The organism is Streptococcus troglodytae (genome assembly GCF_002355215.1).
GTDB lineage: Bacteria > Bacillota > Bacilli > Lactobacillales > Streptococcaceae > Streptococcus > Streptococcus troglodytae.
This window is the reverse complement of the sequence record NZ_AP014612.1, coordinates 1,004,787-1,020,721: the sequence shown is the minus strand read 5'-3', so window position 1 is coordinate 1,020,721 and position 15,935 is coordinate 1,004,787. Positions and strand designations below refer to the sequence as shown.

The window sequence follows — 15,935 nt, the reverse complement described above, 5'->3', positions numbered from 1 at the left end:
GACGATTTTTCGTCACTTTTTTGGTAGAATAAAGTTATGCTAAAGCAAGAAAAAATTTACTTGGTTGAAGATGATACAACCATTGTCAATCTTTTAAGAAATCATTTGGGACAACACTATCAAGTTAAAAGCGTTGATAACTTTAGAGCTATCTTGCAAGAAGTTAAAGAATTTAAACCCGATTTGATTCTGATGGATATTACTTTACCTTATTTTAATGGCTTTTATTGGACTACTGAAATCAGAAAGAGCATGACCATGCCCATTATCTTTATTTCCAGTGCGGATGAAGAAATGAATGCAGTAATGGCTATGAATATGGGAGGTGATGATTTTGTGAGCAAGCCTTTCTCGCTGCCTATTTTGGATGCTAAAATCTCTGCTTTCTTGCGTCGTGCTAACGAATTCACTAAGCAAGGCCATCAAATTGAAGAGTTTGAATTAACTTTAGATGGTGTATTCTCAAATTTAGAAAGACAAGAGACCATCCAATTGACCCCAACAGAAACAAAGATTCTTTCCTTGCTTATTGATTATAAAGGAGAAGTTGTCACCAAGGAAGCTCTTCTTAACCGACTGTGGGAGGGAGAGGAATTTATTGATCAAAACACACTTAGTGTTAATATGACACGTCTTCGCAAAAAAGTTCTATCAATAAGTTTTGATAAGATTCATACAGTAAGAGGAGTAGGGTATTTAATTAAATGATAAGATCTTATTTGAGAGAACATAGTATTTGGTATTTAAATTATGCTATCGTTAGTCTTACTTTTTACTGACTTTCTATCTTTATCATCTGCCTCTTGTCTATTTTATCAATAGTTTAATCCTTAGTTTAACCATTTTACTGATAACTAGTCTCATTTTATACTGGCGGTTTCACCAAAAATTAAAAATTTGCATCATTTTATTTATGTCAAAGAACCAAGAAATTTAAATGTGTTAACCGCACCAAGTGATCTTGTTTATAAAGAAATTCTTAAAAAACTGCTGCAGGAACAGTCTGACATTAAATTACAGCATAAAACGCAGGAAGAACAGCTGCAGCAGCTGATTAAATTGTGGTCCCATCAGATGAAAGTTCCTATTTCAGCACTATCGTTAATGGCTCAAACGGGGCACTTAGATAAAGAAGATGTTCAGAGACAATTGTTAAGGCTAGAAAACGATCTTTCTCGTCTTTTGAATTACCTTAAGTTCAATCAAAATCAAAGTGATTTTCGTTTTGAAACGTGTCAGATTCGTGATATTCTGATTGATTTAATCAAGAAAAATCAAGTTTTCTTCTTGCAAAAGGACCTTTCTTTGACAATTGATGGCGATTGGAAATTAAAATCCGATAAAAAATGGTTAAGTTTTGTTTTTTCTCAAATTCTTGATAATGCCATTAAATATAATAAAAAGGGCGGGCAGATCATTATTAAAATTAAGGAAAATCAAATACTTATCAGGGATACTGGCATAGGGATTCTAAAGGAAGATATTCCCAGACTTTTTGAAGAAGGGTTTACAGGATATAATGGTCATGAACACCAAAAAGCCACTGGTCTTGGCCTTTATATGGCTAAAAAGGTTCTTAATAATCTTGAACTAGATGTCAACATTGAAAGTCAGATTGATCAAGGAACACAAGTTTACATTACTAAAAAGTAAGTGGCTGGAACAAAAAGCCATGATTATTATGTAAATCACCCGCAGAAAGAATATAATCTTATAGATTTACACTATTTGTGGATGATTGCACAGTAATCATCTTCTGTTACGTTCACTTACTTTTTGCTGTTGTATTAATGATATTCTCATTAATAATGACTGACATTGTCTGTTTTTCGAATTTTTTTAATAAGCGGCTGTGCTTCAGGGCTTAGAAAATAAGTCAAACTTGTTAATGGAAGCAGATCTTTTAAAATTTGGTTATTTCCTTCTTTAAGCGCCTTGCGGACAGTAGAAGCACTGATGGGACCGTTTTTGTAGGTTTTACGAGGAATAACTATGCAATCAATAGCTTGCTTGGGCAGTTCTTGAAGCATGATTTGGTTATAAATACTAGTCACTAGACTTGTAGGTTCTTCACCGACATAACGCTTATTTATACCAAGATATTTTGCGATCTGAGTAAAAATGGCTAAGTCAATGCGTGCCTGGCTTTCAATGATAGAATCCTGATCTTTTTGAAAATAACTAGGAAAAGTTGATTTGCTGATGATGTAAGGACCTGTTTCATGATAACAAACATTGGATAGATGGGCAGTTCCCTCTAAAACCAATTGCTTTCTAACTGAAAAAGGAATTAAGCTACTGTCTTCACTGACAATAAAAAGATGTAGAAGATCATTTTCAACAGAGGCCTTTTCAATCAAGTATTGATGTCCCAAGGTGAAAGGGTTGGCATTGATAACCAGCGCAGCAGTAGTTTGAGGTTTACTATCAGACTTTTTAAGATTTTTTAAATAGTTACTAAAACCATCCTTCTTGTTTTCCATAAAAACGATTTGTTGATCAGCCCTGACAATTTCATAAAAACCTAAATCTTTAAAGAATTTTGCAGTATCGGGTTTAGTATAAAGAAAAAGATGTGTATTGCCACGCTCAAATTGAATATGAATTAAATGCGTGACAATTTCATTAAGCAAACCATCACCTTGATAATGATGATCGACACTTAAACAGCGAAGGGTATTACCAAAACAACTTCCTGTTGCAATGATATTTAAGTCTTCATCAAACATGGCACAAATATAATCTGAGTTAGTATCACGGCGAATACCTTCTTGCTCTAGTAAAATATCAACTTTTTGAAGGCTTTTTTTATCAGAAAATAAATTTTTGAAATAGGATGATAAGCTGACATGGATTACTCCTTTAAAATAGATTGCAGATATCAGTGCAAGATCCTTTGCTTGAGAGAATTTCACACTGTTTAAATAGGAAGAGGCCAGAATTCTTTGTTAAAATAAACCATAACATCAATTCATTATAGCATTTGCTCAATAAAATGTAATATTCTCATATAGATGAAGCGGCTTAAATCAGCTGTTCTAAAAAGGCAAAATAAAGTGTTAGTGAGAGTAAATCAGCAGCACCGCCGGGACTTAAATGGCGATTGGTTAATATTTGATTGTAAGAACTAAGCTGTTTCTTTAGCTGATAAGGAGGTAAATCTTTTTCTAATAAAGTTTGACTTTCTTGTTGGACTTTCTTCCAAGACTTAATCCCTCCTCGATGAATAATATTGCCATCTTCAATAAACGTCATCAGATAGAGTAAGAGCTTAAGCTGGCTTATTTGGATGTCCTGTTTTTTCAGTAATTCATTTCTAAAAAAAGGAAGGGCTTTTTGAGTAAGACTTGGATAGCCTTGGGATGCCTCACCTCTAGGGCCTTTAAGACCATATTGTAAAAATAATTTCTCACCGTATGTAAGGTTTTTTTTAGTCTCCACATGGCTTAAATCATTTTGAATTAAATGCATACTCATTTCCCCTGCCAAATGACAGATATTCAGACTATCTTGAGGCATAAAGCGTCTTTTTTCTCGAAGCAGTTCAATGTGTTTAGCCAAATAACTGCCGGTTGCTCCTAAAAGCAGAGCAAAAGAGAAATTAGCGCCTTTATGAGTATTAACTTTCTCAGTTGCAGAAAACATAGCAGCCTCAGCTTCTATACCAAGTTTTCTGAGTTGATTAAACAGATATTGTAGACTTTCATTATGATAGAGCCATCCTATTTCAATATATTTTTTAAAAAACGGAGCTAAGGCTAATATACTATCAAGAAAGGTAGAAAAATCCATGTCATTGTGAGCGCCGTTATTATGACAATCTACTAAACCAGGTTTAGGCGTCAACTTCAATTCATAAAGCAGTGATTTGACTGCTAAATAGCTCAAAGAAGCAAGTTTTTCTTTAGTCTGCATCGGTCTTACTTTCCATTTGCTGAAGAACAAAGTCAAGAGAAGCATTCAAGTGCTCATGGGTGATAAGAGTGATTTGCTCGACATCCTTATTGCGCATGCCACGATAGATAATCCAATGTTCCTTCAAAGCCCGTTTACGCCGTTCTACAGAAGCAATTGATATTTCTCGAAAATATCTTAAATAAGTCTGTAATTCGGTAACGATCTCTCGTAGGCGCAGCATTTGACTTTTTCGATAAATCAGGTCGTTAAATTGATTAAAATTATCTAAAATAGTTTTAATATCACCATCTTCAATAAAACCTTCACAGTCAGTTAAAATTTTTTTCATATCTGCAAAATCTTTATCAGTCATTAAATACATTGCTTTGATAGCTGCCAGAGTGTCTAAAGCCTTGCGGATATCAAAAATTTCAATAGCATCTTTTAAAGAAATGCCACGAACAATAATGCCGCGTTTGGGAATATGCTCAACAAGTTTTTCCTCTTCTAAAACCCCTAATGCATAGCGGATAGGTGTCCGACTAATATTAAGAGCAGAAGCAAGTTCTTTTTCGTTAATACGACAGCCTGCTGGAATTTCACTAAGAATGATGGTTTTCCTTAGAGCTTCGTAAAAAGCAACTTTTAAAGGAACATTTCGTGATAAATCTAAATTATTTTTTACAGCAGTTACAACTGAAGCGTTCATGGCTAACTCCTAATTTTTAATAATAACTTCATTATACCTAAATTAATGACGAAAAGACTCGTTTTTTGATAATTTAATTTACAAGATAATAAATAATGAATTGGCTGGGACAAAAGTATTCTGATGGTTAGAGCCAATAGTGTTTGGCTTGGGGAAAACTATTGAAGTCTATGGAACCGTCAGTCCCCGCTCTCTTATTAACATTATAAGTAAAAGAGCTAGGAAATAAACTTGCTCCCTAACCCTCTTTAGGATAAGTGTGATTTTCTTATTGTGGAATATAAAATGGTAGACGTCCCACGATAAGAATTGTCACCACAAAGATGATGAAGACAACCAGTGCATATTTAGCAGATTCTCTTTGCCATTCGCCCATGTCTAAGCCCGTTAAGCGAAGAAGTAGATAAATAAAGGCAACCAATGGACTCAATAAGTGGAAAGCTTGCCCCATCAATGAAGCTAAAGCCATGGCAACATTATCAAATCCGTATTTAGCACCAGCTTCCGCCAAAACTGGCATAATACCATAGTAAAAGCCATCATTTGAAAGGAAAAATGTCCCAGGAGCAGAGATGAAGGCGATAACTAAGCCCCAGAAACCAGCCAGTTGTTTAGGAATGATAGTTGTAAAGCTTTGTGCTAGAGCCCCAGCCATACCAGAACCTTGGAAAAGTCCCATGAAGATACCTGCGGCAAAGACAAGGATGACCACTTGAACAGCATCTCCAGCGTTTTCGCTGATTCGTTTTGATTGTTCTTTTAAATTAGGGTAATTGACCATTAAAGCGATACAAGTTCCTAATGCAAAGAGAAGAAGTGAAGGCATTTCAATAGCTGAAATGAAAGAACCGGCGACTAACCAAGCAATTAAGATAAGTGTCAAGATACCATTAAACCAGAAATTTTGGGGTCGGCGAATTTTAAGTGTATCAGGATCGTTAACAGTGATTAATTCTGTTATTTCTTTGTCAGATAATTCAGTAACACCTAAACGCTTGCGTTCTTTTTTCCCCATACTTCTAGCGACGAAGAAGATGACATAAAGTAGCGATAAAATCATACCGGGTGCTAGATAGCCTAATATTTCAGAACCAACGTTTAAAACAGACATAGCCCGGGCAGTTGGTCCGCCCCAAGGAAGCAGGTTCATAATAGTATTTTGAAGAATAATCAAAACACCAAGATTCATAATTTTCATATTGAGTTTTTTATAGATTGGCAGAAAGGCAGAACAGCAAATAAGAGTAGTTGTGGTCCCGTCGCCATTAAGGGAAACAGCAGCGGAAACGATAGCAGTAGCTATCAAAACTTTCATCGGATCGCCCTTAGCAAAGCGAATCATTTTTTCAGTAATCGGATCGAACAGCCCTGCATCCAGCATTAATGAGAAATATAAGATGGCAAATAAAAGCATGATTCCTGTTTGAGCGGTATTGTTGATTCCATATAATACCATAGGTCCAATAGCTGTTAAATTATGGGCAATTTTATCGTCTCCCAAAAATTCAACGAAACTTTTATCAGCTGTAAAGTTTGCAGAATCTGTTAAGATAACAATAATGACAGCTACTAAAGGAACTATAATCAGTGCCGTAAAAGGCGACATTTTCTTCTTCATGACAACGTACATGAAGACAATAATCATAGTATAAGCTAGAATTGTTAGCAACATAATGTGTCTCTCCTTTTTTTAATTAAAACCCAATGAACATCACAAAATCTAAAAAGAAGGTTACTAAGTTTGTCTAAGACTAGTATAAATGAAAGCGCTTAAAAATTAAATGATCTTTTTTAAGAAGAACACAAAAAAAACATTTTGAAAAGGTCTTCAAAAAGAACACAAAAAATCCCCCAAAAACTTAAAATCCATTATATAATAGACTTAGAAACTTTGATTGGGCAGATGACTTTTTATTTGATATTATTATATTATAAGAAAGGGGAAGAGTATGGGAATTTTTACGCGATTTTTCAATAAATCACAGGAGGTTATTGAAAAAATCAATGAGACTGAAAAGAAAAAGGCTGCAAATTCTTTTCAGTCTGAATGGGAGCCTATTTCGGCTTTTATTCCTGCAGATGAAGTCGATTACCAAACAGTCAGTCTTATTGCAACAGCTATTGCAGCTGAAGATCACCCAAATAGTCAATTTGCTGTCAAAAAAATTTTACAGCGTAATCCTGAAAGCTTAAGGGTTTCATTGATTGCCGCTAGTATTGCGGCTGGCGAATCAACAGATTGTCAGTTAACGGTCAAACGTATTTATCAAAAGAAATAAAGAGGAGGTTATTGATTAATGTTGCGTAAATTTAAAATCTCGATCGATGGTAAAGAATACTTAGTCGAAATGGAGGAGATCAGTGAAAGTTCAGCACCAGAAGCTGTCCCCATCGCTCCTGCTCCTACAGCTCCTATAAAGGAAAACACAGAGACAGCAGATCAAAAACAGCCCCAGACACCATCGTCAGCTGCAGCAGTCCCTGCTGATGGTGATATGATGCCAGCTCCAATGCCTGGAACTATTTTAAAGATTCTTGTTAATGTTGGTGACACTGTTTCTGAAAATCAGCCTTTGATGATTTTAGAAGCGATGAAAATGGAAAATGAAATTGTTGCTGGCAAGGCAGGTACTGTTTCTGCCATCCATGTTAGTTCGGGGCAGACGGTTAATGCTGGTGATGGCTTAATTACAATTGCTTAATTAAGTAGAAGGAAGTGAGTTTGTGGAAACTTTAATTTCAGGAATAACATCTATTACTATCCCTCAAATAATTATGATGGTCATCGGAGCTGTTCTAATGTATCTAGGGATTAGAAAAGAATATGAGCCAACCTTGTTGATACCTATGGGGCTTGGTACACTTTTGGTGAATTTTCCCGGTACAGGTGTCTTAACTCAGGTTATTAACGGCGTTAAACAAGAGGGAATCTTTGATATTCTCTTCAAATTCGGAATCAATACAGAACTTTTTCCGCTTTTAATTTTTATCGGAATCGGTGCCATGATTGACTTTGGTCCTCTGCTTCAAAATCCTTTTATGCTACTTTTTGGTGCAGCAGCTCAATTTGGGATTTTCTTTGTTGTCGTCGTAGCTGTTATGGCTGGCTTTGACATCAAAGAAGCCGCTTCAATTGGTATTATCGGTGCAGCAGATGGCCCAACATCAATCTTTGTTGCTAACCAACTAGCACCAAAACTATTGGGGCCCATAACAGTTGCTGCCTATTCTTACATGGCTTTGGTACCAATTATTCAACCATTTGCCATTAAGTTGGTAACAACTAAAAAGGAACGTAAAATTCGTATGACTTATAAGGCAGAAAATGTTTCTAAAATGACGAAAATTCTGTTTCCTATTGTTATTACTATTGTAGCAGGATTTATTGCTCCAATTTCCTTGCCACTGGTCGGTTTCTTAATGTTTGGTAATCTTTTACGTGAATGTGGTGTTTTGGATCGTCTATCGCAAACAGCACAAAATGAGTTAGTTAATATTGTTAGTATTTTGCTCGGTTTAACTATTTCCGTAAAAATGCAGGCCGACCTTTTTCTTAATGTGCAAACCTTACTTATTATCTTGTTTGGTTTAGTAGCGTTCATTATGGACTCTGTCGGCGGTGTTGTTTTTGCTAAAATTGTAAATCTTTTTCGTAAGGAAAAGATCAACCCAATGATTGGTGCAGCTGGGATTTCAGCTTTTCCGATGTCCAGTCGTGTTATCCAAAAGATGGCAACCGATGAAGATCCTCAAAACTTTGTTTTGATGTACGCAGTAGGTGCTAATGTTTCAGGACAGATTGCTTCTGTTATTGCAGGTGGCTTACTTCTGTCATTCTTTAGCTAAGAATACAACAGAAAAAAAGAGGATAAAAAGAAATGAATATAAATTATCTCCTTCAAGCCTTTGAATTAATGGGCTTGGGTATGGCTGGTGTCTTTATTGTTTTAGGTATTTTATATATTGTTGCTGAACTTTTAATCAAAATTTTCCCAGTCAATAATTAAAACTACATTAATTTTAGAATAACGCGACACCCGTGGGATTCATTCCTGCCAGCGCCGCCTATCCAAAAAATATGAGGTGAAAACATGGATATTAAACAAACAGCTGTTGCTGGTTCCTTAGAATCTAGTGATATCATGGTGACAGTCAATCCTAGTGATGTTCTAGGCATTACAGTTCAATTAGAAAGCAGTGTTGAAAAACAGTTTGGTCAACAAATCCGTAAAGTCATTGAGGAAACATTAAAGCATTTGGGTGTTAAAGCGGCAAGTGTTGAAGCAGTTGACAAAGGCGCTTTAGACTGTACTATTAAAGCACGAACCATTACGGCTGTTCACCGTGCGGCACAAGTAGAAGCCTATGACTGGAAGGAGATTGACTCATGGAACGCTTAAGAAGAACAATGATGTTTGTTCCCGGTGCCAATGCAGCTATGCTACGAGACGCCCCTTTATATGGTGCGGACTCCATTATGTTTGATTTAGAAGATTCTGTTTCTCTTAAAGAAAAGGATGCTTCTAGAACATTAGTTCATTTTGCCTTAAAAACATTTGATTACAGCAAGGTGGAAACAGTTGTTCGTATCAATAGTTTAGATAGTTGCGGCGCTTTAGACATTGAAGCGGTTATTGTAGCTGGTGTTGATGTTATTCGATTGCCAAAAACAGAAACTGCTCAAGATATTAGAGAAGTTGAAGCTGTCATTGAAAGAGTAGAGCGTAACAATAGCATCGAAATTGGACGGACAAAAATGATGGCAGCAATTGAATCTGCCCAAGGAGTCTTGAATGCGCCTGCAATTGCTAAAGCATCAAATCGTTTAATTGGGATTGCTCTTGGAGCTGAAGATTATGTTACCAATATGAAAACGCGCCGTTACCCTGATGGTCAAGAACTTTTCTTTGCTCGCAATATGATTTTACATGCTGCTCGTGCTGCTGGTATCGCAGCAGTTGACACTGTTTATTCTGATGTTAATAATCCAGAAGGATTTCAAAATGAAGTACGTTTAATTAAGCAACTTGGATTTGATGGTAAATCTGTTATCAACCCTCGTCAAATTCCATTGGTTAATGCAATTTACGCTCCAAATGAAAAAGAAATTCAAAAGGCAAAAGAAGTTGTTTGGGCCATTCGTGAAGCTGAAAGCAAGGGAGCTGGTGTTGTTTCGCTTCAAGGTAAAATGGTTGATAAACCGATTGTTGAGCGTGCCGAACGTGTCATTGCTTTAGCTAAGGCTGCTGGATTACTTACTGAGGAGGATATTTGAAATGGCAGAAAATAAATTAGGACGAGATATCCCTCGAAAATATGCTGATCAATATGGTGTATTTGAAGGAGAACTTGCACATATTAAAAGCTATAAGGAATCCAGCCGACAAGTTAAGCCGGTAAAGCCTAGTGATGACAAATTATTGTCTTCTATTCATGAAGCAATTGAAAAAACGGGACTCAAAGATGGTATGACCATTTCTTTCCACCATCATTTTCGTGAAGGTGATTATGTCATGAATATGGTACTTGATGAGATTGCTAAGATGGGGATCAAAGATATTTCTATCGCTCCAAGTTCAATTGCCAATGTTCATGAACCACTGATTGATCATATTAAAAATGGTGTTGTCACTAATATTACTTCAAGTGGTCTGCGTGATAAAGTCGGTGCCGCTATTTCAGAAGGTATTATGGAAAATCCTGTTGTTATTCGTTCTCACGGTGGACGTGCGCGTGCTATTGCAGCAGATGATATCCATATTGATGTTGCCTTTTTGGGAGCTCCAAGCTCGGATGCTTATGGCAATGCTAACGGAACTAGAGGAAAAACAACCTGTGGTTCACTTGGTTATGCTATGATTGATGCCAAATATGCTGATCAGGTCGTCATTGTTACAGATACTTTGGTGCCATATCCTAATACACCTATTAGCATCCCGCAAACAGATGTTGATTATGTAGTCGTAGTAGATGCTATTGGTGATCCAGAAGGTATTGCTAAAGGTGCTACACGTTATACTAAGAATCCTAAAGAATTACTTATTGCAGAGTATGCTGCTAAAGTGATTACAAGCTCTCCTTACTATAAGGAAGGTTTCTCTTTCCAAACAGGTACTGGAGGTGCTTCCCTTGCTGTGACACGTTTTATGCGCGAACAAATGCTTAAGGATAACATAAAAGCTAATTTCGCACTCGGTGGTATTACGAATGCAATGGTTGAACTATTGGAAGAAGGGCTGGTTGATAAGATCCTCGATGTTCAAGATTTCGACCATCCATCTGCTGTATCTTTGGATCGTAATGCTGAAAAACATTATGAAATCGATGCTAATATGTATGCTTCGCCATTAAGTAAGGGTTCTGTTATCAATCAATTAGACACTTGCGTTCTCTCAGCTTTGGAGGTTGATACAAATTTCAATGTTAATGTTATGACAGGTTCAGATGGCGTTATTCGCGGAGCGTCAGGCGGTCACTGTGATACAGCTTTTGCTGCTAAAATGAGTCTGGTTATTTCCCCATTGGTTCGTGGACGTATTCCTACTTTTGTTGATAAGGTTAATACTGTTATCACACCGGGTACAAGTGTTGATGTTGTCGTAACAGAAGTTGGTATTGCTATCAATCCTAATCGTCCAGATTTGATTGAACATTTCAAAGATTTGAAAGTACCTCAATTGACCATTGAAGAATTAAAGGAAAAAGCTTACGCTATTGTTGGTAATCCTCAACCTATTCAATATGGTGATAGAGTTGTAGCGCTTATTGAATACCGCGATGGTAGCTTAATTGATGTTGTTCGTAATGTCTGATATAGATATTTTTAAGGGAGAAGAAGTCACACTTAAGGAGATGATGGCTGCTCGTGAACAACGCAGTTTTCGACAATTGTCTTTACTTCAAAAATTTAAAGAGAAATCCTTACTGTGTGCTACCATGAACATTCCCGGTCCAATTAAAAGCTCAGAAAGCTTAAATAAAGCCTTTCAGTCAATTATTAATCTTGTCAAGGAAGACTTAAAAGACCATATTATTTTTGAAAGGGATATTCATCAAAAGACTGGCTGGGAATATTATTGCCTTTCTGACTTGTCTGTATTAGAGTTGAAAACGAAGATGATTGCTGTTGAGACAAAACATAGCATTGGCCGTCTGATGGATTTGGATGTCTTACATCTAGTTAATGGTATACCGCAGCCAATCAGTCGTCAGAGACTCGGTTTTCCTAGACGTCAATGTTATGTTTGCCAAAACGATGCTAAAATTTGCAGCCGTTCTCGTAAACACAGTGTTATTGAAATGCAAGAAGCTATCGCAAAACTCATCAAAATCAATCACTAAAGGAGGATAAAAATGACAAGAATCCATATTATGGAGACGGTCTTAAGAGACGGACAGCAAAGTCAAATTGCTACACGAATGACAACTAAAGAAATGCTGCCTGTTCTTAAAACTTTGGATGAAGCTGGATATCACGCCTTAGAGATGTGGGGTGGAGCGACCTTTGATTCCTGCCTTCGTTTTTTAAACGAGGATCCATGGGAAAGATTGCGTACTATTCGTAAACATGTAAAAAAGACAAAATTGCAGATGTTGCTGCGTGGTCAAAATTTATTGGGCTACCGCAATTATGCTGATGATGTTATTTGCTCTTTCATTCAAAAATCGGTTGAAAATGGTATTGATATCGTCCGTATTTTTGATGCTTTAAATGATCCGCGTAATCTACAAACAGCAGTTAATGCTACTAAGGAAGCTGGTGGGCATGCTCAAGCAGCTATTTCTTATACAACGAGTCCTGTTCATACAGTTGATTATTTTGTTCATTTATCTAAAGAGTATGCTGAAATTGGAGCAGATTCCATTTGTATTAAGGATATGGCTGGTGTTTTAACACCACAAACAGGTTATGACCTTGTCAAGCGTATCAAGGAAGCGGTTGAGCTGCCACTAGAAGTACATACTCATGCGACAAGTGGTATCTCTGAAATGACCTATCTTAAGGTTGCAGAAGCAGGTGCTGATATTATTGATACGTCTGTATCTTCTTTTGCAGGCGGAACTAGTCAACCAGCGACAGAATCAATGGTTATCGCTTTAGAAGAACTTGGTTTTGAAACAGGTGTTGATCTAAAGAAAGTTGAGGCAGCAGCAGTTCATTTCAATACCGTCCGTGATCACTATCGTAAAGAAGGTCTTTTAAATCCTAAGACTAAGGATATAGAGCCTAAAACTTTGATTTATCAAGTTCCGGGGGGGATGTTGTCTAATTTGCTTAGTCAATTGACAGAACAAGGTTTAGATGACCGCTATGAAGAAGTGTTGGCCGAAGTTCCCCGTGTTAGAGCTGATTTGGGTTACCCGCCATTGGTTACACCTTTATCGCAAATGGTTGGGACACAATCTCTGATGAACATTATCTCTGATGAACGTTATAAGGTCGTTCCTAACGAAATTAAGGATTATGTCCGTGGACTTTATGGACGCCCACCTGCAGCCATTGCTGATGATATTAAAGTAAAAATCATTGGGGATGAAGAAGTGATTACAGTACGCCCTGCAGACTTAATTGGACCTCAATTACCTAAACTTAGACAGGAAATTGCTGAATATGCAAGAAGTGAAGAAGATGTTTTAAGTTATGCCTCTTTCCCAAAACAAGCTAAAGATTTCTTGGGGCGTCGTGAAGATCCCTTCTACGATGTCCCTGTACAAAATGTTTCTGTTACCATTGATTTTGATTAAAGAAAATTTATCCATATAAAAAAGTTCTAGAAGATTAATGTACTGATCCCAAAAAGTTGGACAAGAAATTATTGAAGGGATTTAGTCCTGTATTGCACAGGGCTGAGTCCTTTATTATTGTAGTAAAAAATATAGTTAGTGATGGCTTTAGATCTATTTGCGGAACGAATTTGTAACGTTTAAATCTCAAGCCTATATTTTCCAGTAAATTTTGAGATTTCATAACCTATTTATTGTAAAAGCCTTAAAAATTCATGAATGATCGTTAAAAATTGTAAGCAATCAGTAATATCTGCTAAATGAAGTGCTCTCATATGCTATAAATCTCACTTTCTTAAGAAAAATACCAATGAGTATAAAAAACAACCTAATCCCTTTTGAAGTTAGGAATCAGGTTGTTTTCTTTTATCCTTATTATTCTTACAAAAAGCTATTTTCACCTTTGTATTATGCAAAATACTTTCCTTTTAAGAAAAGTGCAATGACCAAAAGATTTTCTACTAGTAATATTGTATACACAATAATTTTGATATTTTTAATTGGTAATAACAATGAAATGAGTAATAAAATGGGGTAGCTAGCAAGAACAAACCAAGCAAGTTTAGGTGATAGCATATATCCCTCCCCCTTTCTCTGGTAGCAATTAGACCCAAGGTCCCCAGTTATTAACAGCGGCACCGGCTATACCAAGAGTAGCAGCTCCGGTTATAGCTCCACCGATAGCTCCAGCAGTAGCTCCCGGAATTGAACCAACAACTGGCACAGTTACAGATCCAACTGCAGCTCCGGCTACCGCTCCAGTAAGGAAGCCCCCTACTCCGCCAGCTATAGCACCAGCAACACCTAAGATAACACCTCCGGCCTCAACAGATGACAGAGATTCAGTATCCAAAGTTTCAAATTGTTCAAAAGCTAAAGTGTTCATTAAAAATATCTCCTTTTTTATAATTATAATTAATAATAATACTTTTTTAATAAAAATCAAGGCAATGAGTTGATTGTTCTTAAAACGTCATCTTTTCGAAAACTTATCTTTTATTTTCTGAATTTTTTATTTAAAAATAAAAAATGGTATCTTAATGTTAAAATAATTAGAATGTTTTAACATCTAAATGTAAAGATATTCTTATTTATATTAAAGATGGATAAAGTAGTATCTAGCTGCTTTTTTAACATTTTTATATAGATATATATGTTTTCATGAAAAATATTTCTTTTAAATAGGGAATTTCAGTAGAATGTAAGTTTACACTTTTTGAAAAGCAAGATCATAACAATGTGGTACTGATGATACCAGCTTTTCTGGCTCTATCTATCTCCTGCCTCAAAAGTTCCCCAAACCTTTTTATATAGTTATACTAACTATGAGGTATGGGGAATCAAGTCATTTAAACATTTGTTTACATAAATATAGTTATGTTACAATTTGTCTAAGGCATTTTTTTGTTCATCATTAACGATGTGAGTATAAAGGTCTGTTACTTGAGTAGAAGCATGTCCTAATTGATGACTGACCAAAACTTGTGATTTGGTAGCATCATATAACCTGGTTGCAAGTGTATGCCTTAATTTATGAGGAGTGACGCGGATTTTGAAATCTTGCGAATATTTAGCAACCATTTTTTCAATAGAAGAAGCATCCATGCGATTAGGAATACCACGATATTCGGATAAAAAGAAGGCTAGATCAGTCTTTTCAGCCTTATAACGCCCCTGTCTGATAGTAATATAGTTTTCTAAGTAAGGTTTAGCGAAACCAGCGACATTAACCGAATCGTGTTTGCCGCCCTTACGGGTAACTTCAATAATCATCATATTGAGATTAACATCCTTAAGATCAAGGTTAACAGCCTCTGAAAGACGAACTCCAGATGCTAGCAGCAAAGCAATAATGGCTAAATCTCTTTCTTTATTTTTTCGGAAAGAGGAAAGAGCGCGTTTAGAAAGTTTGTGTTCATATTCACAATCTACATATTCTAAAAATTCCATTGTTTCATTGCCTAAAAAGAGTTTTTGTTTAATATTCTCGGCTCGTGCGGCTAACGTTTCCTTTTTCTTTTTAGTTGATACCTTTTTCATGACATTTCGATAAAAATAAGGTTCACCATCAGCATTTTCAACTTCCTCAGTCAAGTATTTATAAAGACTTGATAAGGCTGAAAGTGTGCGGTTTATCGTTGTCTGAGAGACACCTTGACGTTTGTTTTTAGTGTTTAAAAGAGTTCGTTCTCGTAAATAAAGAATAAAGGATTCCATATCTTTTTTACTAAGATGCTCCAAAGTTTCCAGCGGAATATCGGCAAGTTTATTCGCATTAGAGACACCAGAATCAATTAACCATTCAAAGAAACGCCGATATTCTTTTAAATATTCGTATAAGGTCGTAAAACTATAAGGAACTGTCAATTTAGATTGATAATACTCTAGCACATACCAAGGCATAAGTTCCTTAAGTTCGTCAATTTTTTCAAGTAAGAGTTCACGTCTCATTCAAATATAGCTCCATAATTGTGATTATTAAAAGTATAGCACACCTACACACTATTTTCAAGAAAATTACAGTTTTTCGGAAAGATGTCATAAC

General features: G+C 36.1%; 16 protein-coding genes and 3 pseudogenes. 11 read left to right on the top strand and 8 right to left on the bottom strand.

Annotated elements, in window-relative coordinates; translation table 11 throughout:
- The first annotated feature begins 36 nt into the window (after positions 1 to 36).
- The gene (locus SRT_RS05210) at positions 37 to 708 is read left to right on the top strand and encodes a DNA-binding response regulator (protein WP_128833300.1); all 672 of its coding nucleotides are present in this window, start codon (positions 37 to 39) and stop codon (positions 706 to 708) included.
- Positions 705 to 1,653: pseudogene (locus tag SRT_RS05205) on the top strand (sensor histidine kinase). Before SRT_RS05210 ends, SRT_RS05205 begins: the two are co-directional and overlap by 4 nt.
- Before the next feature lie 149 nt (positions 1,654 to 1,802).
- Here the strand turns inward: SRT_RS05205 and citC are convergent.
- From citC to SRT_RS05185, 4 genes and pseudogenes are all read right to left on the bottom strand, one after another.
- A pseudogene (citC, locus tag SRT_RS05200) lies at positions 1,803 to 2,851 on the bottom strand ([citrate (pro-3S)-lyase] ligase).
- 173 nt (positions 2,852 to 3,024) lie between these two features.
- The gene (gene citG, locus SRT_RS05195; RefSeq protein WP_128833299.1) at positions 3,025 to 3,915 is read right to left on the bottom strand and encodes a triphosphoribosyl-dephospho-CoA synthase CitG; all 891 of its coding nucleotides are present in this window, start codon (positions 3,913 to 3,915) and stop codon (positions 3,025 to 3,027) included.
- Entirely contained in the window at positions 3,905 to 4,606 is a 702-nt protein-coding gene (locus SRT_RS05190) for a GntR family transcriptional regulator (RefSeq protein WP_128833298.1), read from the bottom strand. Before SRT_RS05190 ends, citG begins: the two co-directional genes overlap by 11 nt.
- Positions 4,607 to 4,874: 268 nt before the next feature.
- Entirely contained in the window at positions 4,875 to 6,278 is a 1,404-nt protein-coding gene (locus SRT_RS05185) for a CitMHS family transporter (protein WP_128833297.1), read from the bottom strand.
- 277 nt (positions 6,279 to 6,555) lie between these two features.
- Between SRT_RS05185 and SRT_RS05180 the strand changes: the two genes are divergently transcribed.
- The 9 genes from SRT_RS05180 to SRT_RS05140 all read left to right on the top strand — a co-directional run bounded on the left by SRT_RS05180 (position 6,556) and on the right by SRT_RS05140 (position 13,351).
- On the top strand, positions 6,556 to 6,885 hold the full coding sequence (locus SRT_RS05180; protein ID WP_128833296.1) for a hypothetical protein: 330 nt from the start codon (positions 6,556 to 6,558) through the stop codon (positions 6,883 to 6,885).
- Between the two features lie 18 nt (positions 6,886 to 6,903).
- Positions 6,904 to 7,308: an acetyl-CoA carboxylase biotin carboxyl carrier protein subunit gene (locus SRT_RS05175; RefSeq protein WP_128833295.1), complete on the top strand. Its 405-nt coding sequence runs from the start codon at positions 6,904 to 6,906 to the stop codon at positions 7,306 to 7,308.
- A gap of 22 nt (positions 7,309 to 7,330) precedes the next feature.
- Positions 7,331 to 8,452: a sodium ion-translocating decarboxylase subunit beta gene (locus SRT_RS05170; protein ID WP_128833294.1), complete on the top strand. Its 1,122-nt coding sequence runs from the start codon at positions 7,331 to 7,333 to the stop codon at positions 8,450 to 8,452.
- Between the two features lie 32 nt (positions 8,453 to 8,484).
- Positions 8,485 to 8,613 carry an OadG-related small transporter subunit gene (locus tag SRT_RS11095; RefSeq protein WP_128833293.1) on the top strand — a complete coding sequence of 43 codons (129 nt, stop codon included), beginning with the start codon at positions 8,485 to 8,487 and terminating at the stop codon, positions 8,611 to 8,613.
- An 84-nt stretch (positions 8,614 to 8,697) separates the two neighbouring features.
- Positions 8,698 to 9,006, top strand: coding sequence for a citrate lyase acyl carrier protein (gene citD, locus SRT_RS05160; protein ID WP_128833292.1), 309 nt, complete (start codon positions 8,698 to 8,700; stop codon positions 9,004 to 9,006).
- A complete protein-coding gene (gene citE / locus SRT_RS05155) occupies positions 8,994 to 9,881 on the top strand; it encodes a citrate (pro-3S)-lyase subunit beta (protein WP_128833291.1) in 888 nt (295 codons plus the stop codon). The genes citD and citE overlap by 13 nt, the downstream gene beginning before the upstream one ends.
- A gap of 1 nt (position 9,882) precedes the next feature.
- Positions 9,883 to 11,418, top strand: a complete 1,536-nt coding sequence (citF, locus tag SRT_RS05150; protein ID WP_128833290.1) for a citrate lyase subunit alpha — start codon at positions 9,883 to 9,885, stop codon at positions 11,416 to 11,418.
- On the top strand, positions 11,411 to 11,947 hold the full coding sequence (citX, locus tag SRT_RS05145) for a citrate lyase holo-[acyl-carrier protein] synthase (RefSeq protein WP_128833289.1): 537 nt from the start codon (positions 11,411 to 11,413) through the stop codon (positions 11,945 to 11,947). The genes citF and citX overlap by 8 nt, the downstream gene beginning before the upstream one ends.
- Positions 11,948 to 11,959: 12 nt before the next feature.
- Complete coding sequence (locus SRT_RS05140) at positions 11,960 to 13,351, top strand: oxaloacetate decarboxylase subunit alpha (RefSeq protein WP_128833288.1); 1,392 nt, start codon at positions 11,960 to 11,962, stop codon at positions 13,349 to 13,351.
- Between the two features lie 68 nt (positions 13,352 to 13,419).
- Here the strand turns inward: SRT_RS05140 and SRT_RS11330 are convergent.
- The 4 genes and pseudogenes from SRT_RS11330 to xerS all read right to left on the bottom strand — a co-directional run.
- Positions 13,420 to 13,500 (bottom strand): annotated as a pseudogene (locus SRT_RS11330) (IS3 family transposase); the annotation flags it as partial.
- A gap of 298 nt (positions 13,501 to 13,798) precedes the next feature.
- A complete protein-coding gene (locus tag SRT_RS10415; RefSeq protein ID WP_167373728.1) occupies positions 13,799 to 13,966 on the bottom strand; it encodes a hypothetical protein in 168 nt (55 codons plus the stop codon).
- A gap of 28 nt (positions 13,967 to 13,994) precedes the next feature.
- Positions 13,995 to 14,276 (bottom strand): Blp family class II bacteriocin, encoded by a 282-nt coding sequence (locus SRT_RS05130; protein ID WP_002281440.1) that lies wholly within the window; start codon positions 14,274 to 14,276, stop codon positions 13,995 to 13,997.
- A gap of 494 nt (positions 14,277 to 14,770) precedes the next feature.
- A complete protein-coding gene (gene xerS, locus SRT_RS05125) occupies positions 14,771 to 15,841 on the bottom strand; it encodes a tyrosine recombinase XerS (RefSeq protein WP_128833287.1) in 1,071 nt (356 codons plus the stop codon).
- Positions 15,842 to 15,935: the final 94 nt, after the last annotated feature.

What these genes read in the sequence shown, in the direction of transcription:
- SRT_RS10415 (WP_167373728.1), bottom strand. Translation starts at nt 13,966, where the DNA reads ATGCTATCACCTAAACTTGCTTGGTTTGTTCTTGCTAGCTACCCCATT.
- SRT_RS05185 (WP_128833297.1), bottom strand. Translation starts at nt 6,278, where the DNA reads ATGTTGCTAACAATTCTAGCTTATACTATGATTATTGTCTTCATGTAC.
- SRT_RS05175 (WP_128833295.1), top strand. Translation starts at nt 6,904, where the DNA reads ATGTTGCGTAAATTTAAAATCTCGATCGATGGTAAAGAATACTTAGTC.
- SRT_RS05130 (WP_002281440.1), bottom strand. Translation starts at nt 14,276, where the DNA reads ATGAACACTTTAGCTTTTGAACAATTTGAAACTTTGGATACTGAATCT.
- SRT_RS11095 (WP_128833293.1), top strand. Translation starts at nt 8,485, where the DNA reads ATGAATATAAATTATCTCCTTCAAGCCTTTGAATTAATGGGCTTGGGT.
- citG (WP_128833299.1), bottom strand. Translation starts at nt 3,915, where the DNA reads ATGCAGACTAAAGAAAAACTTGCTTCTTTGAGCTATTTAGCAGTCAAA.
- xerS (WP_128833287.1), bottom strand. Translation starts at nt 15,841, where the DNA reads ATGAGACGTGAACTCTTACTTGAAAAAATTGACGAACTTAAGGAACTT.
- SRT_RS05140 (WP_128833288.1), top strand. Translation starts at nt 11,960, where the DNA reads ATGACAAGAATCCATATTATGGAGACGGTCTTAAGAGACGGACAGCAA.
- SRT_RS05210 (WP_128833300.1), top strand. Translation starts at nt 37, where the DNA reads ATGCTAAAGCAAGAAAAAATTTACTTGGTTGAAGATGATACAACCATT.
- citF (WP_128833290.1), top strand. Translation starts at nt 9,883, where the DNA reads ATGGCAGAAAATAAATTAGGACGAGATATCCCTCGAAAATATGCTGAT.
- SRT_RS05180 (WP_128833296.1), top strand. Translation starts at nt 6,556, where the DNA reads ATGGGAATTTTTACGCGATTTTTCAATAAATCACAGGAGGTTATTGAA.
- citD (WP_128833292.1), top strand. Translation starts at nt 8,698, where the DNA reads ATGGATATTAAACAAACAGCTGTTGCTGGTTCCTTAGAATCTAGTGAT.
- citE (WP_128833291.1), top strand. Translation starts at nt 8,994, where the DNA reads ATGGAACGCTTAAGAAGAACAATGATGTTTGTTCCCGGTGCCAATGCA.
- citX (WP_128833289.1), top strand. Translation starts at nt 11,411, where the DNA reads ATGTCTGATATAGATATTTTTAAGGGAGAAGAAGTCACACTTAAGGAG.
- SRT_RS05190 (WP_128833298.1), bottom strand. Translation starts at nt 4,606, where the DNA reads ATGAACGCTTCAGTTGTAACTGCTGTAAAAAATAATTTAGATTTATCA.